This window comes from Bacillus sp. RHFS10, from assembly GCF_016757475.1.
Lineage (GTDB): Bacteria > Bacillota > Bacilli > Bacillales > Bacillaceae > Bacillus > Bacillus subtilis_G.
In genome coordinates this window covers 114,856-141,603 of record NZ_JAESPO010000001.1, presented here as the reverse complement: position 1 = coordinate 141,603, position 26,748 = coordinate 114,856, and the positions used below count along the sequence as shown (strand labels likewise).

Below are 26,748 nucleotides of genomic sequence, written 5' to 3'. Positions count from 1 at the left end.
CCTCTTTCTCTTTGGTACTCCCATTATAAATAAGAATCCTCTGTTATGAAGCGCTTACAAGATAACATGCCGAATAGCGGGACTGAGTTGCAGAATGAAATGGCTGAAATGCAAAAAGCCGCCCATCAAATATGGAGCAGCTTTTTCAATTCCTTCGCATATGTCCGGCTGACCGGTATTTTCGAACCGTCTTTCATGATCAGATTATATGTAGAATTAAACCATGGCTGAATTTCTTTAATATATTCGGTATTGACGACAAAGCTCCGATGGACGCGGATAAAATCAGCATCAGGCAGCTTTTTCTCAATGACAACGAGCGTATCGCTGACTGTATGAGTATTTTCGAAGGTTTTTACATTGACGTGGCCATCTTCCGTTCCGGCATAGACAATATCCTTCGTATCTACGATCACAATTGATTCTCCGACAGATAGCGCCAGTTTGTGCTGGCCGGCATGGCTGCTCTGATCTGTTTCAACAATATCCCGATTGACTTTTTTATATTTTTTTAACGTTTGCTGAATTCTTTCCTCATCGAAAGGCTTGGTTAAATAATCTAAAGCGTCCACCTCAAACGCTTTGAGCGCATATTGGTCATACGCCGTCGCAAACACAACAGCAGGAGGATGCTTCATTTTCTTCAATCGCTTAGCGATATCAAAACCGTTTTCTCCCGATAAATCAACGTCTAAAAACAGCAAGTCAGGTTTTTGATCCATCATTTGGTCAAAAGCAGATTCGATATTTTCCGCTTCATTGATTTCCATTTCCTCATTGGTCCGCTTGAGCAAGTAAGCCAATTCATCCCTCGCCAGCATCTCATCATCAACTATTAACACCCTGAGCATGTTTTTCTCCCTCTTTCATTGTTGCGTTGGGACTTGAAAGGACACCTCTGTCCCTTTTTGAACCTCACTCCTGATATTCAGCGCGGCCTGCTGTCCGAATAAACCGATCAGCCGCTGATTCAGGTTATAAAGCGCTGTACCCGTACCCTCCTTAGACGGAAACGGTTTCTTTCCGAGTTCCGGCAGGACGTCCGGCGGAATTCCCCGTCCGTTATCCGTCACCTTCATATAGACGGAAGTATCATCAGATAAGACACAAACCGTAACTTTGCACATGTCTTGTTTTTTCGGAAATGCGTGCCGAAGCGCATTCTCCACAAGCACCTGTAAAACAAACGGAGGGATTTCAATCTGCTCCAGTTTGCTGTCGATATTGAGCTCAATCTTATATTTCCCGGGAAAACGCGCCTGTTCTAATGACAAATAGGCGTGAAGGTGGTTCAGCTCCTTTGAGAGCGGAATCAGCAGCTGTCTCGCTCCTTGAAGGTTTGAACGAAAATAAACACTGAGCTGCAATAAGAGCTTACGGGTTTTTTCAACATCCGTGCGGGATAACGCAGAAATCGTGTTGATCGCGTTAAATAAAAAATGCGGATTCACCTGCGCCTGAAGCGCTTTGATTTCAGCATCTTTGAGAAGCTTGCTTTGCAGCTCTGCTTCCCCAAGCTCCAGCTGTGTCGAAAACAGCATGGCCAGCCCCTCAGCAAGCTCTTCCTCTACCTGACTCAGGCCTGCCGGGCTTTTAAAGTACATTTTTAAGGTGCCGATTGTATTGCCGTTTGATGTCAGCGGCAGGACAATCGCCGCGTGCAAGGGACATTCAGCATGCGTGCATTCAATCTCTTCCTGAGTAACCGCCTTCATGATTTCTCCTGTTTTGATCACCTTTTTGGACAGGCCGGTGATCAAGCTTTTTGATGGAATGTGATGATCTATTCCCGCGCCGACATGCGCAAGGATCTTCTCATTATCAGTGAGAGAAACAGCATCTGTTCCGGTCAGCTTATGGATAATAGCCGCCACACTTTTACAGGAGCTTTCATTTAATCCTTGGCGAAAAAACGGAAGCGTCTGGTCAGCAATCGTCAGCACTCTGTGCGTTTCAAGCGCCCTTGCCTGCTCTTCTTTGCGAATGATCACTTGGATAATGGACAGGAAAATAAAACTGCCTGTTCCATTGATGAGTATCATCGGAATCCCGATTATGCTGACAAGTTCCCAAGCGTCACTGAACGGCTTCGCCATCAGCAAAATAATCACCATCTGCAGTGACTCCATACCGATTCCCACAAGAGCGGCGATTCGAGGTGTCGGCATTCGGTAGCGCTTCGTAAAATACCGTCCGATCAAACCTGCTAGAACACCTGCTAAAACCGATGATACCGCACAGCTTATGGCCGTGCTGCCGCCGAGCGAAAAACGGTGAAGGCCCGCCAGTACACCGATTCCCGCCCCTACAAGCGGACCTCCGAGAAGGCCTCCGATTTCCACGCCCAAAATACGGGTATTCGCGATAGAGCCCGACGGATCTATCGCAAACACCCAGTCATTGTTTACAATCATATTTTTTTGAATTTCGATGCCTGTATAATTGCTGATGATGCTGAAGAGAGAAAAAATAGAGATTAAAACCGCTTTTCCTTTATAGCCGTCCTGATTTTGCAAAGCTTGTCTGAAAAGCTTCGTATGGGCGAGAATAAACCCCAAAATCACAATAATCCCTACCCTTTCAAGCATCATAATCATTAAATGAATCATGCGTGTCACCTATTCTTTCCGTTTTCATTCTAGCATGTTTTCAGTCAATGAGCTTCACGGCTGACTGTTTTTTTAAAATCATCTGAAAACATATTTCACAAGGCTTTTATCTATTGTAAAATAAAACATGAGCCTTTTGGCTGAAAGATTTGAATCTGAAGCAGAGGAGAAGATCATGAAAGCCGTATTTTTTGATTTAGACGATACACTACTTTGGGATGAAAAAAGTGTCAGAACAACATTTGCAGAAACTTGTTTACAGGCGGAAAAAAAATATGGCCTTGACCCGCAGGCATTTGAAGAAGCTGTTCGCGAAGCGGCGAGAGAATTGTACATGTCATATGAGACGTATCCATATACAGTGATGATCGGCATTAATCCGTTTGAAGGACTGTGGTCCAATTTCTCAGAACCGATCAGTGAAGGCTTTCAGAAGCTGAACAAGATTGTGCCGGAGTACAGAAGAAACGCTTGGACAAACGGACTGAAAGCGCTTGGCATTGATGATCCCGCATATGGCGAATACTTGGGAGAGTTTTTCGCAGCAGAGCGCAGAAAACGCCCATTTGTATATGATGAAACATTTGAAGTGCTCGATCAATTAAAAGGCAAGTATGAACTGCTGCTTTTGACAAACGGCGATCCGAGCCTGCAAAAAGAGAAGCTCGCCGGCGTTCCAGAACTCGCCCCTTATTTCAATGAAATCGTCATCTCGGGCGCTTTTGGCAAAGGGAAACCGGATGTTTCCATTTTTGAACATTGCCTTGAGCTGATGAATATTGAAAAAGACGATGCGATCATGGTCGGCGATAATTTGAACACTGATATTTTAGGCGCCTCAAGAGCCGGAATCAAAACCGTTTGGATCAACCGGACGGATAAGAAAAACGAAACGGGCGTGGCACCTGATTACATCATCAGCAGCCTTCATGATTTGTTTCCTATAATAGAGAAATAAAAAAAAGCATGATCTCTTCAACGAGATCATGCTTTTTTAGCTTATTTTTTCGCTTCAGCTACTGCTTTTTTCACAAAATCATCAAGCGAAATGGTTTCAGAGTTCTGCTCTCCGTACTTACGGACGTTTACCGCTCCGTTTTCTGCTTCTTGATCACCGACCACAAGCATGTACGGGATTTTTTGCATTTGCGCTTCACGGATTTTGTAGCCGATTTTTTCATCACGGCTGTCGACTTCTACACGCAGGCCTTCACGCTGCAGGCGTTCCTGCACTTTTTTCGCGTAGTCTAAATGCACAGCAGGAGAAACCGGGATGACTTGGAATTGAACCGGTGCAAGCCATGTTGGCAGCGCGCCTTTGTGTTCTTCAATTAAGAAGGCAACAAAGCGTTCCATTGTTGAGACGACACCTCTGTGAATCACAACCGGACGGTGCTGCTTGCCGTCTTCACCGATATAAGTCAGATCGAAACGTTCAGGTAATAAGAAATCAAGCTGAACCGTAGACAATGTTTCTTCTTTGCCGATCGCTGTTTTTACCTGAACATCAAGTTTAGGGCCATAGAATGCCGCTTCACCTTCTGCTTCGTAATAGTCATGGCCGATTTCATCCATTGCCTCTTTCAGCATGGATTGCGCCTTGTTCCACATTTCATCGTCATCAAAATATTTCTCCGTGTCTTCAGGATCACGGTAAGACAGACGGAATGTGTAATCACTTAAGCCAAAGTCTTCATATACGTCCTGAATTAAACGGACTGTACGGATAAACTCGTCCTTAATTTGATCCGGGCGCACAAAGATATGTGCATCGTTTAATGTCATGCCGCGCACGCGCTGAAGGCCTGACAGGGCACCTGACATTTCATAACGGTGCATCGTTCCCAGCTCCGCAATCCGAATCGGAAGTTCACGGTAGCTGTGAATGTCTTGTTTGTAAATCATCATATGGTGCGGACAGTTCATTGGACGTAGCACAAGTGTTTCGTTGTCCATTTCCATCGGCGGGAACATGCCTTCCTGATAATGCTCCCAGTGCCCTGATGTTTCATACAGTTCTTTGCTTCCAAGCACTGGTGTGTATACGTGCTCATAGCCGAGACTGATTTCTTTATCGACAATGTAGCGCTCGATGACGCGGCGGATTGTCGCCCCTTTTGGCAGCCAAAGCGGCAGGCCTTGTCCGACTTTTTGAGAATTCGCAAACAGCTTTAACTCTTTGCCGAGCTTTCTGTGGTCACGCTCTTTCGCTTCTTCAAGCATGCGAAGATGCTCTTCCAGATCAGCTTTTTTGAAGAAAGCTGTGCCGTATACGCGCTGAAGCATTTGGTTATTGCTGTCACCGCGCCAGTATGCGCCTGCAAGGCTTAACAGTTTAAACTCTTTGATTTTTCCTGTTGAAGGAACGTGTACGCCGCGGCACAGGTCAAAGAATTCACCTTGCTCATAGATCGAAACGGTTTCTCCTTCCGGAATCGCATCTAATAGTTCAAGCTTCAGGTCATCGCCGATTTCAGCAAAACGTGCTTTCGCTTCTTCGCGGCTGACCTCTTTTCGAACGATCGGGAGGTTCGCATTAACGATTTTTTTCATTTCTTTTTCAATTTTCGGCAGATCCTCCGGCGTAATCGCTTCTTCCATTTCTACATCGTAGTAAAAACCGTTTTCGATGACCGGACCGACACCGAATTTGACATCTTTGTAAATGCGTTTAATCGCTTGAGCCAGCAAGTGAGCCGTACTGTGGCGCATTATTTGAAGGCCTTCTTCGGAACCTTCTGTAATGATTTCCACTTTACCGTCTTCATTGATCGGCATTTTCAAATCAATTTCTTCTCCGTTCAGTTTTCCGGCTAATGATTTCTTCTTTAATCCCGGACTGATGGATGCCGCGATATCCTCTGTTGTTGTTCCTTTCGCAAACTCCTTGACTGCTCCATCAGGAAATGTGATTTTTACCATATCTGACATCTATGTCACTCCTTTTTTTGCATATAAAAACCCCGCCCCCTATGAAAGGGACGAGGTTGAATAAACGGAATCGTGGTTCCACCCTTTTTTCCGCAAAGCCAATATTCCGGCACTTGCGGCTCTAATCTCTGTAACGGGAGTTCCCGTCAGCCATTACTGCTCCTTATCAAGGAGGGGTTCACAGCTGAAGTTCAAAGGCGGTAAAGCGAATGGTCCTTAGCTAGGAAGCTTGCAGCCGGGGCTTCCCTCTCTTTGAGCCGGTATCATTCCTTCATGTCCTTATCAATACGTGTGTCTTTCTTAATCTCCTATGTATTATAAATTGTTCATTCCAAAAAATCAACACGATCGCATTTCCTTTTTTCCAAACCGACAGCCCTATATATACAGGCTGCCGGCCCTTATCCTTCTGAGTGCTCTACCGGTATTTCTGCGTCTGAAAAAGCATGCAGCGGAAGCATTTCCAGTCGCTCTTGAAATACGTTTTGAATGGTCCTTGCCATCATATGCTCGGGCTGGTCGGTATAAAGCACCACTTCATCAGGCGCGATGGAGATCAGCGGCGCGAGCAAATGAGAATCAATGTACATAGGATGATCCCGGACAAATCGCCTGTCTATGTATTTCATTTTTTCCCGTTCCTGCACATAACGCAGCTCCCAAATTGTAAATGAACCGTCATGGACAATATGCACCTTTTTGATTCGCGGCTGTTTGGCCATTACATATTCTCTGAGTGTTTGAATAAAGTTTTGATATTCCTGTTCCATTTTATATTCATCTATCGCCGCTTCCGTAATGTCTCTCAGCTGCTTGTAGTATTGTCCGAGCCGGAAGGTCTGAAAGGAACGAATGGAAAATAAGCCTTCCTCTAAACGAATCGTTTGGAGTTCATCCAAAATTGATTGTTTCCGCGAAAGCTTTAGCGGCTCAAACGGAAGATCGTCCGCTTCTCCTTCAATAATACTATGGGCAAGCTGAAGGATTTGCTGCTGTTCATCCTGGTCCGTGAAGCAGTATGTTTCCTCAATCAATGACAGCATATGTTCGTCTTCTTTGCACTCTAAAAAAAACTTGACCAGAATCGGCTCCATAAAACGCTGAATAGAGATAGCCGGCTTAGCTTTTTCAATCCCGATTTTTCGTATGCCTTCCCGGACAATGATATAGTTCCGATCGTCCGAATGCTGAATGAGATGTAAAAAAGCGGCTGCATCATGGTCATCTTCAAAGATTATTTCAAGCATGTTTGTCCCCCCTTACGGCATCTGTTACAAGTATATGGGGGATGTTTTTAAAATAGACGTAAAGGTCATTGGCAAATGTTAATTTGATTCTTGGAACAAGTTTTGCATTTTCTTTCTGAAGATAAACGGCAGCGAAATAAACACGCTATACAAAGCGATCACCATAAAGAAAGCGGGCAGATTTCCAGTTGAAAAGCTCGCTCCCAGCACATTCAGCGCGATGGTCCCGGGAATGATTCCCGCGGCCGTTGCCGCAAAATACGGCAGCGCTTTGACATTGGAAAGGCCTGCCGCATAGCTGATGAAATCAAAATTGATCGGCATGATTCTTAAAAGAAAGATATAAAAAAATCCGTTATCCTCCATCTGCTTCTGAATGGCTTCAAGCTTTTCGTAATGGCCGTTCTTTTTCGCCGCAAACAAACCTGCGGCAAAAAACGAAACAGCTGAAGCGCACATTGAACCGAATAACGTGTAAAGCGTGCCGAGAAGCGGGCCAAATGCGAGTCCTCCCGCTAGAGAAACAACAGATACGGGAAATAAAATAAGAGGCCTGACGATGGATATCCCGATAAACATCACCGGTGCAAAGGCCCCGAACGACAATACCCATATCCTGATCTCTTTCGGCGATAAATTCAAATACGTTTTATTTCCCCAAAAGATTATTCCTGCACCTGCAAGCACTGCCAGCCATTTAACAGCTGTTTTTCGTTTCATACCCTCAGTTCCTTCCCCTTTGAACCGCAGCAGTTACGGATGTCGGCGGTTTTCTCCGTCCAGGCGGATTGGAGCAGCCAAATATAAAATTCGCTCCATAAGTCTTGCCGCTTTTACTTCTTCCTTTTCTCCCCTTTGCGAATACGTAAAATGATGCTTCAGCTCGTCAGGTGAGAAATTAGACGAAAAGAAAGTCGGCAGCTGCTGGGACATTCTGTGCTGGAGCACTGTTCCGATGACTTCATCCCTAACCCAGCTCGTCATTGATTCCGCTCCGATGTCATCAAGCATCAATACGGGTGTTGATTTGACCATATTGAGCTTCTCTTCCAATGACTTGTCTTGCAGCGAATTCTTAAGCTCTCTCACAAATTCGGGCACATAGACGATCATCGAGGAATACTCTTTTTCCGCCAGCTCATTGGCAATCGCAGCGAGCATAAACGTTTTTCCTACCCCGAATTTCCCGTGTAAATACAGCCCTTTCCCTTTTCCCGTCTCATTATAGCTTTTCAGAAAATCCGTCACATGCTGGAACATCGCGAGCCTGCTCGGGTCACTGATATCAACTTGCTGGAAAGTCGCTCCCAAAAGATCCTGCTGGATATACATGCTTTTCATAAGGGACTTCTGTTTTTTCTGCTTATCGAGTTTCCGTTTAACCGGACATTCATAATACTCAATATCAATAGATTGGCCATTGACAACAAGCTTCGGATGGTAGCCCTCCAATAAATTGTTGCAATCTTTATCTTCCGAACAATAGGAGCATTTCTTGCTTTGGCCGATATATTCATAAAGCTTGTTTAAGCTCTTTTCGATCATTTTTTGATCAATCACTTCTTCGTTTTCCTTCAAAAATGCCTGAACATCTTGATCCTTCATGACTTTTTCCTTCATTTGTTCAAGACGTTTTTGGAAATCCGGCCTGCCGGTTACGCCCTGCAGGGAACGGCCGATTGGTTCCATCTATTCCTTCACCCCGCATCTCTGTCTTTAATAGGCAGAGTATTTTTTCAGTTTTTTCATTTCTTCCATCATCTTTTTCTTCTGTTCTTCCAAGTCCTGCGGATGCAGCTTCCCCTGCCCGGATTCTGACTCGGAGGCTGTCTCTTTTTCTCCCATCCAGTCAGGAAGTTTTTCTTCGCGAATCACTTTTTGGTTTCGTTTCGAAGGCTGATTTGCTTTCCCTTCAGCCCATTCAAGGTATTGGCGGTTTTCTTCTATCGCGAGCTTCATCGCTTCTCTGACCGTTTTTACCTTTTTGCGCGCCCAATGCGAGGCGATCTTTTGGATATAATTTTTCGACAGCTTCATGTCGGTTTTCAGCATGACATAATAAATTAACACATTTGTAACGCCTGGCTCGAGCTTCTGTTCAAACATAATTTCTTCTATGATTTTCAGATCAGCTTTTGACGGCTCTGTTCCGTCGGCAATGTCCTGCAGAAGCTTCTTCGGAGAAATCGTCTCCAGCAATGCGATCAGCTTTCCGTCCAGCGAATCCTCTTTCGCCGGTTTTTCGCCTTCTCGCAGATGCACCGGCTGTGTTTTTTCCACGACGTCTGGCAGCTGTCCGTTTCTTTCGATTTGATACCAGTCGCTGGCCGCTTTTCTTAAAGCCTCCGACGTAATAACGTCACGCTCATCAATTGCACTCATCACGACATTTTGCATCTGCAAAGGGTCTATACCGTACAGATAAGAAAGCTTTTTGATTGTGTCCCGCACCTGCTGGGTCATCGCTTTTCTCGGAATCATCGTCTCAGAAAGTCCCGCTAATAACAAATCAAAATCAAACACATCCTCTGTTATGGTGTAGGACGGAGCCTGTCCGACAGAAGTATATTCTGTGCCCTCCGCAAGTCTCACCGTTTCCTCCATATCAGATGTAAGCTTCCATTCACTCGGCTGCAGCGATTCAAACGCATGATTAAACGGCCGCGTAATGTCCTTCGCATCCTCTGAAATGGCCGGATGCGTGAAAAATTGTTTTAATTGCTGGTATTTTGTTTTTCCGACTCTATTGTACAGAAAAACATTCAGCATCCCGTCTTCAAAAAACTGATTTGGCCTGAGCGGCGGAAGGAGTTCATATATAAAGAGGCGCTCCTGCCGCTCGGATTCTTTCATATATACTTTTAGCAATCCGATGCCCTCGAGCTTCCCTTGTTCCTGATGGATCGTTTTTAAATTAGACTGTGTCATCCCCATCAGCTGTCTATGTGTGGACTCGCCGCCCCACAGACGGTTTTGTTCCAGCTCTCCCCACAATGTCATATAAAGTGAGAATGCAACAGGGCCGATTAAGGGCTGGTACAGTTGTGTGATTATTTGTCTGTCTATATCCTGAAGCATCGATCTGCTTTTGACCGCATACGGATCTACAGGCAGTACATCTTTCCAATAGTCAGCCATACATTCTCAAACCTTCCGAATTTGTTTCTACCTTTCATTTTACACCGTTTCTAATATCTATCAAATGCCAATTTTGCACATGAGAAAAGAGCTAGAAGAATCCTCTTAGCTCTTTTAACGCTCTTTCTTTATTAAGTCTTTTAATTCGTCGATAAAGACGTTTATATCTTTAAACTGCCGATAGACAGACGCGAACCGCACATATGCGACTTCATCAATCTTAGCCAGCCGATCCATGACCATTTCTCCGACGAATTCGCTTTTCACCTCAGAGCAGCCTTGATTGCGAAGTTCTTTTTCAATATCAAAGCACATGTCTTCAAGCGTTTTGAGTGGAACGGGTCTTTTTTCGCATGCTTTTATGAGGCCGCGCAGCATTTTTTCTCTGCTGAATTCCTCCCGCACGCCTTCTTTTTTCACGACGATGAGCGGGGTTTCCTCCACTTTTTCAAAGGTGGTAAACCGGTAATGGCAGCATTCGCACTCGCGTCTTCGGCGAATGGATTTCCCATCATCCACAGGCCGTGAATCAAGGACCCGCGTTCCGTTATGCTGGCATGAAGGACATTTCAATAAAATCAGCTCCCAACTATTTCGTTCCCTGGAATGTATTTTCGGCAGCCTCCGCCTTTTAAAAATAAATGTGACAGCCATCTGTCAGGAGAGCCGTTGTGAGTAAAGCTGTATCTACAGCATCAGGTGGTTTGTGAAAATCTCTTTCTATTTTACAAAAAAAATGAAAAAAGAAAAAGCTGACCGCCCTTGTTTGTTTATAAAAATAAAAGGAGCATAAGCTAAAAAGCGCATAACGGCTTTCTAGCTTCAGCTCCCTTTGTGTTCGTGTTTACTTTATAGTACTTTCGCTTGCGCCTGTTTAATTTGCACAGGCCCCATTCCTCTCGGTATTTCAATGTTTTCTCTTGTATCAGCATGTAATGCCTCTGCGATATAGTCAGCAGCGACATTAGGATCTAAGTCTCCACAAGTATAAACATCAATGCTCGCATATCCGTGCTCAGGAAAACTGTGAATAGTTAAGTGTGATTCAGAAATAATCACAACTCCGCTTACGCCTTGCGGTGCAAATTTGTGAAATGCAACCTCGCGCACCTCAGCACCTGATTTTAGAGCAGCATTTACAAACGTTTTTTCAATAAAATCCATGTCATTCAGCTTATCAAAATCGCATCCCCATAGCTCGGAGATAACGTGACGCCCCATTGTTTCCATAGTCATGGACCCCCCTTAACAAGAATTAAAAAGTGAAATTCCAACAACTGGGTCGGCCATTTACCACGGGGGAAAGTTAGTCCGGAGAGGTCCTAACCCTTTAAGTAATTCCGAAACAGTCTCAAGCAAGAAGTTCACGAAAAATAGTATACTGTGTTTAAGTCTAATTTGCAAGGTGCGTTTTTTTAGAAATATGCTGTTAAGGGTTTTTTCTTCAAAATATGTCCACGACCTTATTTTATACAGCAGACGGATGTTTCATTCGTGCCGCTACATGGCGGATCAGATCAACGACTCTGCACGAGTAGCCCCATTCGTTGTCATACCATGCGAGCACCTTTACTTTACTGCCTTCCATTACCATTGTTGTCAGCCCGTCAATGACCGCAGAATGCGGATTCGTATTATAATCAGTCGAGACGAGCGGTTCATCTGAATAATCAAGCACGCCGTACATCGAAGTTTTGGCAGCCCGTTTAAATGCCTCGTTTACCTCTTCAGCCGTCACATCCATTTTCAGATCGACAACGAGATCAACCAATGAGACATTCGGAACCGGGACACGCAAGGCGAGGCCGTGAAGCTTTCCTTTCAGATGCGGCAGCACAAGCGAAAGCGCCTTTGCCGCTCCTGTTGTCGTCGGAATGATGGATTCACCGCATGCCCGCGCCCGTCGCAAATCTTTGTGCGGATTATCAATATTTTTCTGGTCATTCGTATACGCGTGAACTGTAGTCATCAGCCCGCTCTCAATGCCAAACTCTTCATCCAGCACTTTTACAACAGGCGCAAGGCAGTTTGTCGTGCATGACGCATTTGAAATAATGACATGGCGGTCAGCGTCGAATTGGTCCTCATTTACTCCCATCACAATGGTAACGTCTTCATTTTTTCCCGGAGCAGTCAAAATGACTTTTTTTGCGCCCGCTTCTATATGGCCCATCGCTTTATCTTTTGAATTAAACTTCCCTGTTGCTTCGACGACTATGTCAATATCATATTCCCGCCAAGGCAGCTGTTTTGGATCACGGCTGTTTAACAAAAGCACTTTCTTTCCATTTACAATCAGGCTGTCTTCACCGGCCACAACCTCTTTGTCGTACCTGCCGTGATTTGTGTCATACTTTATTAAATGAGCCAGCGTTTCTGCGGAATAGCTGGCGTTTATGGCCACTACTTGAATTTGATCGTCTAACATCGCTTTTCTAAAAACCATTCTTCCGATTCTTCCAAACCCGTTTATCGCTACTTTTACCTTCATGTTGGACACCCCTTATCAATTATGCCATCCTAATTTGTTGTTATCTGAAATTAGTATAACACATTAAAACGAATTCGCCAGTACATCTTGATAAAAATCAACGATTATAACGCTAATTTATGATGCATGATATCTTTTCTTGCACACAATTTCAGTCCTAAGAATCAAAAAGCAGCCAGCGCTCCGCACTGACTGCCATTATTTTTTATGATTCCTGTTTTAACTTATCATTGAGCACACTTTCTTCTAACACTGAAAATGTATCCCCCGTACACTTTGTTAATATGATTCGCTCCCCAAGCACACAGCATGTCTAAAATCCCTTCTAAGCTGCGGCGGTATTCGCCGAGCTCACACTCCACTTTGGGAGGAACCTGATTGTACACGATCCGGTTAATGACACCGTCCGCTTCCAGCTCACGCAGCTGCTGCGCCAGATGGCATAAAATGACGCATTTCTATTTCCCGCCGATTACTTCAAGAGTCGCTTCAACAGAAATGTTATATTTTTTCTTCTCCTTACAGGCACCAAAAAGTGACTATAGCACTTTAAAGTACTTACTTTTCTTTCTTGGTGATATCTTTCATAATCACATTTGCCGGCTGATTTGAATCTGCTCTTTTTTATTTATACGGCACATCACACAAAGGAGGAATATGAGATGAATGCTTGGTCACATTTAATGCAGGGACATCTGCTTGACCACTCTGTACTGGCAGGCATCGCTCAAACATCCATTTTGCGCTGGGATCTGCAGCATGGCATCATTACGATTCCTAAATCAACGAAAGAACATCGTATGAAAGAAAATGCCAGCGTATTTGACTTTGAATTAACACAGGATGACATGAATCGCATCGATGCGCTGAATGAAAACCTGCGCGTCGGTCCTGATCCGGACAACTTTGATTTTTAATCACAAAAAACACCGTTCATATTGAACGGTGTTTTGCATTATGCCCAGCTGCTGATGGTGTCATCAAGCTGCTGCTTAGTCTCTTCGAGCGTGCCGCTGTTATCGATGACTTGATCTGCTCTTGCTGTTTTTTCCTCTAATGGCATTTGAGCGCGGATTCGGCTGACCGCTTCTTCCTTCGTCAGCTGGTTGCGATTCATCAGACGCTCAAGCTGAAGCTCTTTTGTGACACTAACCACAATAATTTTATCAACTAAAGATTCCAATTTGCTTTCGAACAATAACGGGATATCTAAGACAACAAACGCTTCCTGATTTGCAATGGCTTCATCACGGCGCTTAAGCATTTCCTGCCTGACTGCGGGATGAACAATCGCATTTAAAGCAAGGCGCTTTTGTTCATTTGTAAATACCAGTGCCCCAAGCTTTTTTCTATCTATATCACCGTTTGGGAGCAGAATGTCTTCACCGAATTCGTCAATGATTTGCCGGTGGGCGGGCGTCCCTTTTTCTACCGCTTGTTTGGCGATGATATCTGCATCTATAACTGTTATTCCTTTTTCAATCAGCATATTGGCAACCGTGCTTTTGCCGCTGGCTATTCCTCCCGTTAAACCAATGACTAAGGTCAAGAGATCCACTCCTTTTTACAATTTCCAGAGCCCAATCGTGATCAGCAGAAGCCCCGGCAAAAACGCCATTTTATCAATCCATTTCCACTTAGACAGAAAATGGCCGGCGTTAATTCCGATTGATACAAACAGCGAGCTCATGATTGCCACGGCGATGCTCATCATAATCGGTGAAAAACCGAGAATGGCTGCGCCTATACCTGCTCCGAAGGCATCAATCGATAAGGCAAATCCCAATAAGACCGCCTCGATTCCATTAATCACACCCGATTTGTCGATATCCGCACTCATAGGTTTTCTCAAAATATGAATCACAATCCCTAATGACCGAACCTCTAAATTAAGCAGCGTTTTTTCATGCAATAAGTATTCTTTGTCTTTTGCCGGTTTGAAAAATTGATACAGAACCCATACACCAATTCCGACCAATATCAAACCGCCAAGCTTCTCCGTCACATATACAGGAAAAAACTTTGTAAGAAAGCTCCCGATCAGCATGGATATAAACATGACAGCACCGGAACAGCAGGCGATAACCAAAATCGCTTTAAACGGTATTTTCATTTTTCTCAATCCGTACGTAAATCCGACTGAAAAACTGTCCAAGCTGACAGCCAACGCCAGCAGCAGTATAGAAACCATTTGCATATCCGTTTCTTCCTTTCTGTTGGTGCTCTTGTATCAGATGTGAAATGCCCGGGATTCATCACAATCATGTATATGGTAAAGTGAAAAATCCGTGTTTCGAAAATGGCATCCTCTATTACAGAGTTACTGATATATGCACCGACAGCTTGGACGATGAAGCATTATGCTACTATTTTTTCTGGCACTCCGCGCAAAAATGCGTGCCCCTGCCTCCGACAACAATTTTTGAAATCATCGTTCCGCAATTTTTGCACGGCTCGTCTTTTTTTCCATACACAAAATGCTGCAGCTGGAACATTCCGATTTCCCCTTGGGAGTTGATATACGAACGGACTGTGCTGCCGCCCGCGTCAATCGCCTCTTGCAGGGTGTTTATGATTTCAGCGTGAAGTGTTTTGATTGTTTTGTCTGACAATTCATTTGCTTTTGTCTCAGGATGGACACCCGCTCTGAAAAGAGCCTCGTCTACATAAATGTTCCCGAGTCCGACAACCGTTTTCTGATCCAACAGGGCGGTTTTGACAGCACGGTTTGTTTTGGCAAGCCGTTCTTTCAAATACACACTCGTAAATTCTTCTGCATCCGGCTCCGGCCCTAACTGAGAAAGCGGGAGCTCGCCCGCTTCCTCTCCCGGTTTAAATAAATGCATGGTCCCAAACTTCCGCACATCCCGGTAACGAAGCTGGGTTCCATCTGTCATCGTGAATATGACATGCACGTGTTTATCGTCCGGCTCCTCCGCTTGATGAAGCCCGTATTTCCCTTCCATTCGCAGGTGGGAAACCATAACATAATGATTTAAATGAAACAGTAAAAACTTTCCCCGTCTACCGATAGACTGTATCGTTTCTCCTGCTAGATTTCGCGCAAATTCCTCCGGTTCGGCAGGACGTTTGATGATATTCGGCCACCTGATCTCTACCGATTTGATTGTTTTTCCCTTTACAAGCCCGGTCAGAGTGCGCCGGACCGTTTCAACCTCTGGTAATTCCGGCACATCCATCACTTCCTATCTCTGTTTATTTCGCATCATACCAAGATGGTCCTGATGAAAAGTCCACCTTTAACGGGACATCTAATGCAAGCGCATGCTCCATCACTTCAGGAACAAGCTTTTCAAGGATTTCAATTTCTTCCTGCGGCGCTTCAAAAATCAATTCATCGTGCACTTGAAGCAGCAGTCTTGCTTTCAGCTGTTTTTCTTTCAGCTTGGCAGCCATATCAATCATGGCTTTTTTGATTATATCAGCGGCGCTACCTTGAATCGGCGTATTCATAGCCGTCCGCTCCGCAAAACTGCGGATATTAAAGTTTCGGCTCGTCAGCTCAGGAATGTAACGGCGGCGATGCATAAGCGTTGTCACGTAGCCTTTTTGCTTAGCATCCTGAACCGAGTCCTCCATGTACGCCTTTACGCCTTGGAAGCTTTCCAAATAACGGTCGATGAATGCTCCGGCTTCCTTTCGGGTAATGCCAAGGTTCTGTGACAGCCCGTAATCGCTGATGCCGTATACGATGCCAAAGTTGACCGCTTTCGCCTGGCGTCTCATCGCGGATGTCACTTCATCCTTCGCGACATGAAACACATCCATTGCCGTTTTTGTATGAATATCCATATCATTTGTGAAAGCTTCGATAAGATTTTCATCCTTTGAGATATGGGCTAGCACCCGCAGCTCGATTTGAGAATAATCAGCTGCAAAAATGAGCCAGTCTTTTTCAGACGGAACAAAAGCTTGGCGGATTTTGCGCCCTTCTTCAAGTCTGATCGGAATGTTTTGCAGATTCGGATCAGTAGAGCTGAGGCGGCCTGTTTGCGTTAAAGCCTGGTTAAACCGTGTGTGCACCTTGTGTGAATCCGGTCTCGTCACCTTTAGAAGCCCTTCAATATATGTCGATTGAAGCTTGCCAATTTGTCTGTACTGCAAAATGTAGTCGACAATATCATGCTTGTCAGCCAGCTTTTCAAGCACGTCGGCAGACGTTGAATAGCCTGTTTTCGTTTTTTTCACGACAGGCAGGCCGATCTTTTCAAACAAGATGACACCAAGCTGTTTAGGAGAATTGATATTAAACGGTTCTCCCGCAATCTCATGGATTTTTTCTTCATATTCTTTCAGCTTCGCGCCCAGTTCTTCACCCATCCGTTTTAAACGGTCAACATCAACCTTGACGCCAGTTGATTCCATTACGCCCAGAATAAGCGCAAGAGGCATTTCAAGCTCTTCAAACAGTTCAAGCTGATCGTTGTTCTCCAGCTCCTGAACGAGTTTCTCCCGAAGGCTTTGAATGGCTAACGCTTTTCTGACAAGGTGCTCAGACAGTTCGTTTTCTGACGGCACTGCCCGTTTTGCTCCTTTGCCGTAAACTGATTCATCGCTTTGAACGATATGCAAGCCGTAATCCTTAGCCACGCTTGCGACGTCGTCATATGAATTGCCGGGGTTGATGATATAAGCCGCAAGAAGCGTATCAAACTCCGCCCCTTTCAGTTCAATGCCCTGCCAGCGCAAAGCGACAACAGCCCGCTTACTGTCGAAAACCCATTTCTTCTGCTCGTCATTTTCCACCCATTCTTTAAACACCTTAGACTCCACGGCAATGTCTTTCGGAATAAAATAAGATCCCGTTTCATTTGCGATCGAAAATCCGAGAATCGGCTCTTCGTGATAATTGTCGCCAATCTGTTCAACGACAAATGCCGATGGAGAAACCAATATACCGCTTGTTACGTCTGTGACGGTTTCGACATTAATTTCTTCTAATCCCTGATCCTGCTCCGCTTCTTCACTGTCTTCCCCAAGACGTTCAAGAAGCGTGCTGAATCCAAGATCTTTAAAGATGGAAATGACCTGTTCGCGATTAAAGCCTTGATATTCCAGGCCGGAAACGGATACCTCAATCGGCGCATCCGTCATGATCGTCGCCAGCTCCTTGCTCATCAATGCCTGATCCTTAAATTCCTCAAGCTTTTCCTTCAATTTCTTTCCGCTCACCTCGTCAATGGACTCCAGCAGCTTTTCAACGGAGGCGAACTGTTTTAATAGCTTAATCGCTGTCTTTTCTCCTACGCCGGGCACACCCGGAATATTATCTGAGGAATCGCCCATCAGACCCTTCATGTCAATGATTTGTTCAGGCTTAAGCCCGTATTTCTCTTTGACGTGCTCCGGTGTGTAAAATTCAACATCGGTAATTCCTTTTCTCGTAATGGCAACTGTCGTTTTGTCTGTTGCCAGCTGAGTTAAATCCTTATCTCCTGAGAAAACCTTTACTTCAAATCCGTCTTTTTCAGCCGATTTGGCCAATGTGCCGATAATATCATCGGCTTCGTATTGTTCCAGTTCGTAGCGGCTGATCTGATACGCATCCAGCAGCTCACGGATAAACGGCATTTGTTCGGAAAGCTCAGGCGGGGTTTTCTGTCTGCCGCCTTTATATTCTTTAAATGTGCCGTGACGAAATGTTGTTTTCCCGGCATCAAATGCAACCAGCATGTGCGTCGGTTTTTCATCCTCAAGCATCTTCATCAAAATCATCGCAAAGCCGTATACGGCATTCGTATGAACACCTTTATCATTGCTTAACAGCGGCAAGGCAAAAAACGCTCGGTAAGCCAAACTGTTTCCGTCTACAAGCACTAATTTTTTTCGTTCCGTCATTCAATATCCTCCTAAGAAGCCTCAGGCTTCCGTTCATCTCTTACATAGTCATTCGCTCCTCTTATTTTAACAAAGTTCAATTTGAAAGGAAAATGACGTGAACTAAAAGAGAAGACACAAAAAAGGACGGGAACACAAAAAGGTTCCCGCCGTCAAAATTGGCTCCTTGGATGAAGGGGTTCTACTACATCCTACCAGCATAGGTTTAACAGTGCATGAAGATATTGTTAAACCTTTGTAAACATTAGGCGGATTTTTCAGCAGCTCGTTTCAGCGTCACGGTAAAGACGGTTCCCCGTCTAGGCTCACTTGTGACATCGATTTTCCCTTCATGAGCCTCTATTAAATGCTTGACGATCGCAAGGCCTAGGCCTGTTCCGCCAGAATTCCTGCTTCTGTCTTTATCTACACGGTAAAAACGTTCGAAGATACGCGGAATTTCTTCTTTCTGAATTCCGATTCCGGAATCGGCAACTTCAATTTGAATGTTTTTTTCTCCGGGCTTTACATTGATAGCTACAGAGCCCCCCTCAGGCGTGTAGGTTAACGCATTGTTTACGAGATTAAGAAATACCTGTTTCAGCCTGTGCGGGTCACCCGATACATAGAGCGGATCTTTCGGGACATTCAGTTGTAAGGAGATGCCTTTCTCATCGGCCTTATGCTTTAGAAGCGTTTCAATTTCACTAAGCATTTTGGTCGACTCAAACTTTTCGATGCTGAGTGTGAAATTTTGCTGCTCTATTTTTGAGAGATCGAGCAGATCCTGAACCAAAGACTGAAGCCTTTCGCTTTCCTTTAGAATAATAGAGAGAAACTCAGAAAGCGCCTCTTTGTCCTCCATCGCCCCGTCCAATAACGTCTCTGTAAACCCTTTAATAGACGTAATCGGCGTTTTCAGCTCATGAGATACATTGGCCACAAAATCCTTTCTCATCTGCTCTAATTTCTTGGTCTCCGTCATGTCATGGAAAACGAGCACAATTCCTTTCCATTCATCGTCCGGTCCCATAATCGGAACGCCGTCAACCTCAAAATAACGCCGTTCAATCTTGATCGTAAGCCTTAACAGCTTGCATTTCTTTGTCTCCGTCATAAAAATGTCTTCGACAAGCTGGATCACTTCTTCATGTTCAAATGCATCATGATAAAGACGGCGCAGCATCTGATTCGGATTGATATGGAACTGCTTGGCGTAAGACCTGTTCACGAGATTGATAAAACCTCTTCCATCAATCATAATCAGCCCGGAGCCAATATTTTCAATGACTGTTAACAGCCGGTCTCGCTGCATTTCTTGCGTTCTCGTCATTTCCATCAGATCAACGGCAAGGCTGTTCATCGCACGGCCGAGCTTATCAGAGCGCCTGATATAGCCGCCGTACGTTCTGGCATCGTAGTTTCCCTTGGACAATTCTGTTGCTACATTTGTCGCTGCTTCAATTGATCTTTTGTAACGTGAGGTCATGCTGGAATAAAAATAAATAATGACGATAAATGCGGTACAAAGACTGGCCGTCAGCATCCCCCACATTTCGCCTTTCAAGCCGTAGCTTTTTTCAGAGGCAGAAAGCAGCACATATCCTGTTTTTTCACCTTCGCTTCTAAGCGAAAGTCCGTAATAAAGCTTGTTATTTGCTTTTGAAAGAACACCCTCATGGCCAGAAACAAGGGCCTGCACCTTTTGAGAATCTGCCGCTACCCCGTTTGACCCGTACAGCACCTTGCCGTCTGTATCGATAACGGATGCGCTCACATCGAGCGCGCCGCCTGCATCTTTAATGATTTTCTTATTTTCTTGATCATTCAGATTGCCGGCATCAAGAAGCGAAGCCATGTATTTGGCTTCTTTTTCAATGTGTTCCTCTGCTTTCCTTTGACCAGTTGTTTCAAAGAGCTGCTGCAAAAACAGCCCGAGGACACTAAACACCAGAATCATACAGACTACAAGTACAGAAAAAAGGCGCACACGGTATTTATTCATTCATTTTTGGCTCCTCCAGTTTATAGCCCAATCCCCTAATCGTTTTGATATAGATCGGTTTTTTTGTATTGCTTTCAATTTTGTCGCGGAGATGGCTGATATGCACATCAACAATTCTCGTATCTCCGGCAAAATCATAATTCCAGACAGCGCTCAGCAGCAAATCTCTCGTCAGCACTCTGCCTTTATGTCTGCCCAAATACAGCAGCAGTTCGAACTCTTTCGGTGTCAGCTCAAGCTGATTGTCTTTAAAGTACGCTTCATAATGATCAGGCAGAATTTTCAGTTCGCCAATGACGATCTGGCCTTCCATTTCATCATTCTTCATTTCACTAGAGGGCGCAGCCATTTCGGAACGCCTTAAAATCGCTTTGACTCTTGCATTCACTTCCCTTGGACTGAACGGCTTGGTCATATAATCATCAGCACCGAGCTCGAGTCCTAATACTTTGTCGAATTCCTCATCCTTCGCTGTCAGCATTAGAATCGGAAACATCAGTTTTTGCTGTCTCAGCTGCTTGCACACTTCGATTCCGTCCAGTTTTGGAAGCATCACATCCAGCACAATCAAATCAGGCTTCTCTGTTTCCGCTTTTTTGAGTGCTTCTTCCCCGTCCGAGGCGGTAATGACATCATAGCCTGACCGTTCCAAATTGTACTGCAAAAGAGTAACAATAGATTCTTCATCATCCACAACTAAAATTTTCTTGTTCATGCTGTGCCTCCAGTATTAAATTCCCCGACATCCTATTTCTCTATTTTATGTCATCTTAACATGTTTCATGATTTTATTTTAGCGAAAGCAGGATATTCCGGCAATTCGCCTTTTATATCATTTTTAAACGAAATAAAGAATCATTTGATAACGCTTACATTTATAACAAAAAGAGAAAGGCTCTATCAAGCAAGCCTTTCTCTCTTTTTACTAAGATAATACTTTCATGACATTTTTGACAGATTCAACTGATTGATTCAGCTGTGCTCTTTCATAGTCTGTCAGTTCAAGTTCAATAATTTGCTCAAGACCGTTGCCGCCTACAATTGTAGGAACACCAAGGTAGATGCCTTCATAGCCGTATTCTCCTTCAAGATAAGCAATTGTAGGAAGGACGCGGCGCTGATCTTTCAAGATCGCTTCGACCATTTCTGCCAGAGAAGCCGCAGGCGCATAGTACGCGCTTCCGTTTCCAAGAAGATTCACGATTTCGCCTCCGCCTTTTCTTGTGCGCTCCACAATGGCGTCAATCCGTTCTTTCGGGATAAGAGTTTCAAGCGGGATACCGCCGGCATAAGAATAACGCACAAGCGGCACCATATCGTCACCGTGTCCGCCAAGAACGAAACCTGTCACGTCTTTGACTGATAGGTTTAATTCTTCTGCCACAAATGTTCTGAATCTTGCCGTATCAAGCACACCGGACTGGCCGATGACGCGCTCTTTAGGGAAACCTGATTCTTTGTACACCGCGTATGTCATTGCATCAACAGGATTTGTCAGCACCACAATGATAGACTCAGGAGAATATTTCACGATTTCTCGTGTAACGCTTCTCATAATTTTTTCGTTTGTAGAGACTAGATCATCTCTGCTCATACCAGGTTTTCTAGCGATACCTGCTGTAATGACAACAATGTCAGAACCCGCTGTATCCTCATAATTGGATGTTCCAGTAACTTTCGCGTCAAAGCCTTGAACAGGGCTTGCTTCAAGCATATCAAGCGCTTTTCCCTTTGTCGGGTTCTCCAATTGCGGAATATCAACAAGCACAACGTCTGCCAATTCTTTTTGAGCGATTAAAAATGCGGTTGTCGCTCCGGTAAAACCTGCTCCGATAACAGAAACTTTTTTACGAGTATTTCCCATGTCTCTCTTCTCCTTTATGGCTAATTTTAGGCTGTTTCCTTGCTTAGTCCATGTTTTTAATCAGTTCTTCACCGAACTCTGAACATTTCACTTCAGTCGCACCGTCCATTAATCTGGCAAAATCGTAAGTTACGACTTTAGAAGCGATTGTGTTTTCCATAGATTTGATAACCAAATCAGCCGCTTCATTCCATCCTAAATGCTCAAGAAGCAGAACGCCTGAAAGAATAACTGAAGATGGGTTTACTTTATCAAGGCCCGCATATTTAGGAGCCGTTCCGTGCGTCGCCTCAAAAATCGCATGTCCTGTTTCATAGTTAATGTTTGCTCCAGGTGCAATACCGATTCCGCCGACTTGTGCAGCAAGAGCGTCAGAAATATAGTCTCCGTTAAGGTTCATTGTCGCAACAACATCAAATTCGCTTGGACGTGTTAGGATCTGCTGAAGGAAAATATCAGCGATGCTGTCTTTGATAATGATTTTGCCTGCTGCTTCTGCTTCGCTTTGCGCTTTATTAGCGGCATCTTTTCCGTCTTTTTCAGCAATGCGGTCATATTCAGCCCATGTGAAGACTTTATCGCCATACTCTCTCTCTGCAAGTTCATAGCCCCAGTTTTTGAAGGCGCCTTCTGTGAACTTCATGATGTTTCCTTTGTGAACAAGCGTTACAGACTTGCGGCCGCGCTCGATCGCATAATCAATTGCTGCTCTGACCAACCGGCTTGTTCCTTCTTCAGAAACAGGCTTAATGCCGATACCTGATGTCTCAGGGAAACGGATTTTGTTGACGTTTAACTCATTTTGCAAGAAGCTGATGAGCTTTTGCACTTCTTCAGAACCTTTTGCGTACTCGATGCCTGCGTAAATATCTTCTGTATTTTCACGGAAGATGACCATATCAGTATCTTCAGGGCGTTTTACCGGTGACGGCACCCCGTTAAAGTATCTTACAGGTCTTAAGCAGACGAATAGGTCAAGCTCTTGTCTGAGCGCTACGTTCAAAGAGCGGATACCGCCGCCGACAGGTGTCGTTAACGGCCCTTTAATCGCGATGAAATATTCACGGATAACATCTAATGTTTCAGCTGGCAGCCACTCACCTGTTTTATTATAAGCCTTTTCTCCGGCATAAACTTCTTTCCACGTGATTTTCTTTTCGCCTTTGTATGCTTTTTCAACTGCTGCTTCCAAAACCTTTGAAGCAGCGTTCCAAATATCAGGACCGATTCCGTCTCCTTCGATAAACGGGATAATCGGATTGTTTGGTACGTTTAATACTCCGTTAGAGACTGTAATTTTTTCACCTTGTGCCACAATAAAAACCTCCCAGTATGTAATTCATATTTAGAAAACATTTTATTTTTCTTCTATAAAAAACAAAATGATTTTTCCCAATATTCAATTTAAATTGTAAACCACTTTTGCTGTTCTGAACAAGAGGCTAACTTCATTAACGCAAGCCAGCCTCCAATGGTTCTTTAGGCTCTTTCTTCAACCGGAACGAAAGTTTGTTTGTCAGGGCCTGTGTAATCTGCGCGCGGGCGGATCAGACGGTTGTTGTCATACTGCTCAAGAATATGAGCGATCCAGCCGGACATTCTGCTTACAGCAAAAATGGGTGTAAACAAATCATGGTCAATGCCGAGGCTGTGGTAAACAGAAGCCGAATAGAAATCAACGTTAGGCGGCAGCTTTTTCTCTGATGTGACGATCTCTTCTATACGAATCGACATCTCATACCATTTGCTTTCGCCTGTCAGGTTGGTCAGTCGCTTGCTCATTTCTTTTAAATGTTTGGCGCGCGGATCGCCATGCTTATAAACGCGATGGCCGAACCCCATTATTTTTTCTTTCTTTTCCATCTTGGTGCGAACGTAAGGTTCTGCATTCTCCACTTCGCCGATCTCTGTCAGCATTTTCATGACAGCTTCGTTTGCACCGCCATGAAGCGGCCCCTTAAGTGCGCCGATCGCTGCAGTAATTCCTGAATAGATATCCGAAAGTGTTGCAACGCAGACCCTCGCTGTAAACGTTGACGCGTTCAGCTCGTGATCGGCATGTAAAATCAGTGCTTTGTTGAAGGCTTCGATCTCAATCGGCGAAGGCTCTTCTCCATTTAATGTGTAGAGAAAATTCTCGGCAATGCCGTAGTCTTCTCTTGGCTCAACGGGTTCAAGACCCTTGCGGATTCTGGAAAACGCTGCGACCAAACCAGGCACCTTTGCCTGAAGGCGGATCGCCTTTCTGTAGTTGGCTTCCGGGTTCATGGTATCAGCCTCGCTGTCAAACAGGCCTAGTAAAGAAATCGCTGTCCGAAGAGCAGCCATGGGATGAACATTTTCGAGGGAATAAGATTTGAAGTGCTCAATAATTTCTTGCGGAACGGCAGCTTCTTTTGCTAACTGCTGTTTTAACTCATCAAGCTCTTTTTTGTTTGGCAGCCTTAAGTGCCAAAGTAAGTAAATGATTTCTTCAAAGCTTGCATTCTCTGTCAAATCATCGATATCATACCCCACATATGTAAGGGTATCATCAATAATAGAACTCACAGATGATGTTGTTGCTACAACCCCTTCAAGACCGCGTGTCGCTGTCATATATAACATCCCCTTTTCAATAAATTTCCCCTTTAAGAGTGTTGTAAAAACATGAGGCTAACTTAAAAAGCATGGTGTAAGTATTTCTCCCCCCAAAAAAGAAAATGCTTACATTTTAATGCCTGCTGGTACTGAAACCGCTTGCTTATGAAAGACCATAACAAATTCTTATAAGCTTATTTAAGTTTATGCCTATTCTCATTATAAACAATAATCAGACATTTGTTAAATGTTTACCTATAATTTTTTTTTTTCATTCTGTGATTTCCCCGAAAAAACGCCTTTATTTGCGGGTTTTTGCATATAAAAAAAAGCGGCTTTCGGGCCGCTTTTTTCATGAAGAGAACAGTTTTACAATCTGCATGGCAATATAAGCAATCCCCGCTCCGATCAGCGGTCCCACCGCCACACCGCCAAAAAGCGCGACTGCGAGAATGGTCCCGATCACGAGAGCAGTTGTAATATGCGGGTCATTTTCCAGCAGAGTCAGACCGTTTTTGGCAATCAGCGCCACTGCGATTCCCGCTCCCAAGGCGATCCATGCATATGAAGACCGCATTGCTTCTCCAAGCTGCTTGAACCCGATTTCACCCGTCGCAATCGGAACAAGAACGGCGATGGTAATAACGGTCACACCCCAGTTAATGCCTTTTGACTGGATGGTTGGTAATAATTTCTGATCAAGTCCAACGATTTTGATAATCAAAAGGACGGATACAGCAAAAAGCAATGATTGATTTTTTGCGATAAGTGCGATAGCCAAGAGTAAAATTAAAAATAAATTCGCTTGTGTAAACACATGCCATCCCTCCTTTAAGATGTATGTATTCATATTCAGCCGGAGCGTGAATATATATATAAATAGGACATGCTGACGGGAGGAGGACCGTTTTCGTGAACCAATCTTATATCACTATTTTCTTCAGAACCCTCTTTGTCATATCAATTACCGCAGGATCGATAGCTGCGGCCTATTATTCGTTTCCGTTAACTTATCCGTTCCTGATCGCCCTTATTCTTTCATCAGCGATTCATCCTGTTGTCGATTATTTGGACAAAGTGACAGGATTCCCGCGAACGATAAATGTTCTGGGCGTGCTTGCTTTTTTTCTGCTCGCAGCCTTTGGTGTACTCACCATTCTGGTAGCCGAAATCGTCACGGGAACAGCCTATCTTGCAAAAACGCTGCCTCCGCATATCAGCACGTTTATCTCATATTGCGAAAAATTGTTTACGACTCATATCCAGCCGCTCTATAACGAACTGACCCTTTTGTTTCAAGAATTGGAGACCAATCAGCAGGCTTCCATCGTCACTCATATTCAGACACTCGGTGATTCCGCGGCTAAAAATGCCGGACTGCTGCTGTCCCACATATTAGAAATGATTCCGAGATTTTTCGGACTTCTTCCAAATACAGCGGCTGTTCTCGTTTTTTCTCTTTTGGCAACTTTTTTTATGACAAAGGATTGGCACAAGCTGAAAACCATGTTCGTTTCGATTCTGCCGGATCGGGTTACAGCCAACAGCAGAGCGATCAGCAATGAATTAAAAAAAGCAATGACCGGTTTTATCAAAGCGCAGGCCGTTCTCGTTTTCATTACGATGATCATTGTATTTATCGGCCTTGCTCTCTTAAAAGTTGAACATGGCGCAACAATTGCTTTTTTAATAGGACTTGTTGATCTTCTCCCTTATTTGGGGGCGGGCTCCGTATTTGTGCCGTGGATTTTGTATTTATCGATTACAGGCCAGCTGCCTCAGGCAATCGGAATCGGCATACTGTACCTTGTTGTTCTTATTCAGCGGCAGCTGACAGAACCTAAAATACTTAGTAAATCAATCGGGATCGATCCGCTGGCAACGCTCATCGCCCTGTTTGCCGGTTTTAAATTATTCGGGTTTTTAGGACTCATTGCCGGGCCGGCTCTTCTCGTCATGATCCAGGCTTTCATCACAACAGGCACATTAAAGGAAATATGGTCCTATATCACCGTTCAGCAAAAATAAAACAGCAGCCCATATTT

The 26,748-nt window shown here is 44.4% G+C and carries 20 protein-coding genes and 4 pseudogenes; 3 read left to right on the top strand and 21 right to left on the bottom strand.

Annotated features, from left to right (window positions below; all coding sequences use genetic code 11):
* Nucleotides 1-125: 125 nt before the first annotated feature.
* Both lytT and lytS read right to left on the bottom strand, forming a co-directional pair.
* The gene (gene lytT / locus JMN17_RS00655) at nucleotides 126-851 is read right to left on the bottom strand and encodes a two-component system response regulator LytT (protein WP_087992403.1); all 726 of its coding nucleotides are present in this window, start codon (nucleotides 849-851) and stop codon (nucleotides 126-128) included.
* Nucleotides 829-2,609, bottom strand: a pseudogene (gene lytS / locus JMN17_RS00650) (two-component system sensor histidine kinase LytS). The gene lytT and the pseudogene lytS overlap by 23 nt, the downstream one beginning before the upstream one ends.
* A 175-nt stretch (nucleotides 2,610-2,784) precedes the next feature.
* On the opposite strand from lytS, the gene JMN17_RS00645 reads away from it, so the two are divergent.
* Nucleotides 2,785-3,567, top strand: coding sequence for an HAD family hydrolase (locus tag JMN17_RS00645; RefSeq protein WP_202326960.1), 783 nt, complete (start codon nucleotides 2,785-2,787; stop codon nucleotides 3,565-3,567).
* A 41-nt stretch (nucleotides 3,568-3,608) separates the two neighbouring features.
* Here the strand turns inward: JMN17_RS00645 and thrS are convergent, their stop codons facing one another.
* The 9 genes and pseudogenes from thrS to JMN17_RS00600 form a co-directional block, all read right to left on the bottom strand.
* Nucleotides 3,609-5,540, bottom strand: a complete 1,932-nt coding sequence (thrS, locus tag JMN17_RS00640) for a threonine--tRNA ligase (RefSeq protein ID WP_087992405.1) — start codon at nucleotides 5,538-5,540, stop codon at nucleotides 3,609-3,611.
* 401 nt (nucleotides 5,541-5,941) lie between these two features.
* Nucleotides 5,942-6,787 carry a putative sporulation protein YtxC gene (gene ytxC / locus JMN17_RS00635; protein WP_202326958.1) on the bottom strand — a complete coding sequence of 282 codons (846 nt, stop codon included), beginning with the start codon at nucleotides 6,785-6,787 and terminating at the stop codon, nucleotides 5,942-5,944.
* Between the two features lie 78 nt (nucleotides 6,788-6,865).
* Nucleotides 6,866-7,507: a TVP38/TMEM64 family protein gene (locus JMN17_RS00630; protein WP_202326956.1), complete on the bottom strand. Its 642-nt coding sequence runs from the start codon at nucleotides 7,505-7,507 to the stop codon at nucleotides 6,866-6,868.
* Nucleotides 7,508-7,540: 33 nt separating this feature from the next.
* Nucleotides 7,541-8,476 carry a primosomal protein DnaI gene (gene dnaI / locus JMN17_RS00625; RefSeq protein WP_087992408.1) on the bottom strand — a complete coding sequence of 312 codons (936 nt, stop codon included), beginning with the start codon at nucleotides 8,474-8,476 and terminating at the stop codon, nucleotides 7,541-7,543.
* 27 nt (nucleotides 8,477-8,503) lie between these two features.
* Nucleotides 8,504-9,925: a replication initiation membrane attachment protein DnaB gene (gene dnaB / locus JMN17_RS00620; RefSeq protein ID WP_202326954.1), complete on the bottom strand. Its 1,422-nt coding sequence runs from the start codon at nucleotides 9,923-9,925 to the stop codon at nucleotides 8,504-8,506.
* A 114-nt stretch (nucleotides 9,926-10,039) separates the two neighbouring features.
* Entirely contained in the window at nucleotides 10,040-10,498 is a 459-nt protein-coding gene (gene nrdR / locus JMN17_RS00615) for a transcriptional regulator NrdR (RefSeq protein ID WP_087992410.1), read from the bottom strand.
* A 276-nt stretch (nucleotides 10,499-10,774) separates the two neighbouring features.
* Nucleotides 10,775-11,155: an adenosylmethionine decarboxylase gene (gene speD, locus JMN17_RS00610; protein ID WP_003223584.1), complete on the bottom strand. Its 381-nt coding sequence runs from the start codon at nucleotides 11,153-11,155 to the stop codon at nucleotides 10,775-10,777.
* Between the two features lie 238 nt (nucleotides 11,156-11,393).
* The gene (locus tag JMN17_RS00605) at nucleotides 11,394-12,416 is read right to left on the bottom strand and encodes a glyceraldehyde-3-phosphate dehydrogenase (protein WP_087992411.1); all 1,023 of its coding nucleotides are present in this window, start codon (nucleotides 12,414-12,416) and stop codon (nucleotides 11,394-11,396) included.
* 205 nt (nucleotides 12,417-12,621) lie between these two features.
* Nucleotides 12,622-12,916 (bottom strand): annotated as a pseudogene (locus JMN17_RS00600) (winged helix-turn-helix transcriptional regulator).
* Between the two features lie 159 nt (nucleotides 12,917-13,075).
* Here JMN17_RS00600 and JMN17_RS00595 point away from each other — a divergent pair.
* Nucleotides 13,076-13,333, top strand: a pseudogene (locus JMN17_RS00595) (aldo/keto reductase); the annotation flags it as partial.
* A gap of 38 nt (nucleotides 13,334-13,371) precedes the next feature.
* Here the strand turns inward: JMN17_RS00595 and coaE are convergent.
* From coaE to JMN17_RS00545, 10 genes and pseudogenes are all read right to left on the bottom strand, one after another.
* Nucleotides 13,372-13,965 (bottom strand): dephospho-CoA kinase, encoded by a 594-nt coding sequence (gene coaE / locus JMN17_RS00590; RefSeq protein ID WP_087992412.1) that lies wholly within the window; start codon nucleotides 13,963-13,965, stop codon nucleotides 13,372-13,374.
* 15 nt (nucleotides 13,966-13,980) lie between these two features.
* Nucleotides 13,981-14,631, bottom strand: a pseudogene (gene ytaF / locus JMN17_RS00585) (sporulation membrane protein YtaF); the annotation flags it as partial.
* Nucleotides 14,632-14,782: 151 nt separating this feature from the next.
* The gene (mutM, locus tag JMN17_RS00580) at nucleotides 14,783-15,610 is read right to left on the bottom strand and encodes a DNA-formamidopyrimidine glycosylase (RefSeq protein ID WP_087992414.1); all 828 of its coding nucleotides are present in this window, start codon (nucleotides 15,608-15,610) and stop codon (nucleotides 14,783-14,785) included.
* Nucleotides 15,611-15,632: 22 nt separating this feature from the next.
* Nucleotides 15,633-18,275 carry a DNA polymerase I gene (gene polA / locus JMN17_RS00575; RefSeq protein ID WP_202326946.1) on the bottom strand — a complete coding sequence of 881 codons (2,643 nt, stop codon included), beginning with the start codon at nucleotides 18,273-18,275 and terminating at the stop codon, nucleotides 15,633-15,635.
* 244 nt (nucleotides 18,276-18,519) lie between these two features.
* Nucleotides 18,520-20,259 carry a sensory box histidine kinase PhoR gene (gene phoR, locus JMN17_RS00570; RefSeq protein ID WP_202326944.1) on the bottom strand — a complete coding sequence of 580 codons (1,740 nt, stop codon included), beginning with the start codon at nucleotides 20,257-20,259 and terminating at the stop codon, nucleotides 18,520-18,522.
* Entirely contained in the window at nucleotides 20,252-20,974 is a 723-nt protein-coding gene (gene phoP / locus JMN17_RS00565) for a two-component system response regulator PhoP (protein ID WP_087992417.1), read from the bottom strand. The genes phoR and phoP overlap by 8 nt, the downstream gene beginning before the upstream one ends.
* Nucleotides 20,975-21,184: 210 nt before the next feature.
* Nucleotides 21,185-22,123 carry a malate dehydrogenase gene (gene mdh / locus JMN17_RS00560; protein ID WP_087992418.1) on the bottom strand — a complete coding sequence of 313 codons (939 nt, stop codon included), beginning with the start codon at nucleotides 22,121-22,123 and terminating at the stop codon, nucleotides 21,185-21,187.
* Nucleotides 22,124-22,166: 43 nt separating this feature from the next.
* A complete protein-coding gene (gene icd / locus JMN17_RS00555; RefSeq protein ID WP_087992419.1) occupies nucleotides 22,167-23,438 on the bottom strand; it encodes an NADP-dependent isocitrate dehydrogenase in 1,272 nt (423 codons plus the stop codon).
* A 164-nt stretch (nucleotides 23,439-23,602) separates the two neighbouring features.
* Nucleotides 23,603-24,721, bottom strand: coding sequence for a citrate synthase (gene citZ, locus JMN17_RS00550; protein ID WP_087992420.1), 1,119 nt, complete (start codon nucleotides 24,719-24,721; stop codon nucleotides 23,603-23,605).
* Nucleotides 24,722-25,055: 334 nt separating this feature from the next.
* Nucleotides 25,056-25,520, bottom strand: a complete 465-nt coding sequence (locus tag JMN17_RS00545; RefSeq protein ID WP_087992421.1) for a DUF441 domain-containing protein — start codon at nucleotides 25,518-25,520, stop codon at nucleotides 25,056-25,058.
* A 95-nt stretch (nucleotides 25,521-25,615) separates the two neighbouring features.
* Here JMN17_RS00545 and ytvI point away from each other — a divergent pair, with 95 nt between their 5' ends.
* A complete protein-coding gene (ytvI, locus tag JMN17_RS00540) occupies nucleotides 25,616-26,731 on the top strand; it encodes a sporulation integral membrane protein YtvI (RefSeq protein WP_087992422.1) in 1,116 nt (371 codons plus the stop codon).
* Nucleotides 26,732-26,748: the final 17 nt, after the last annotated feature.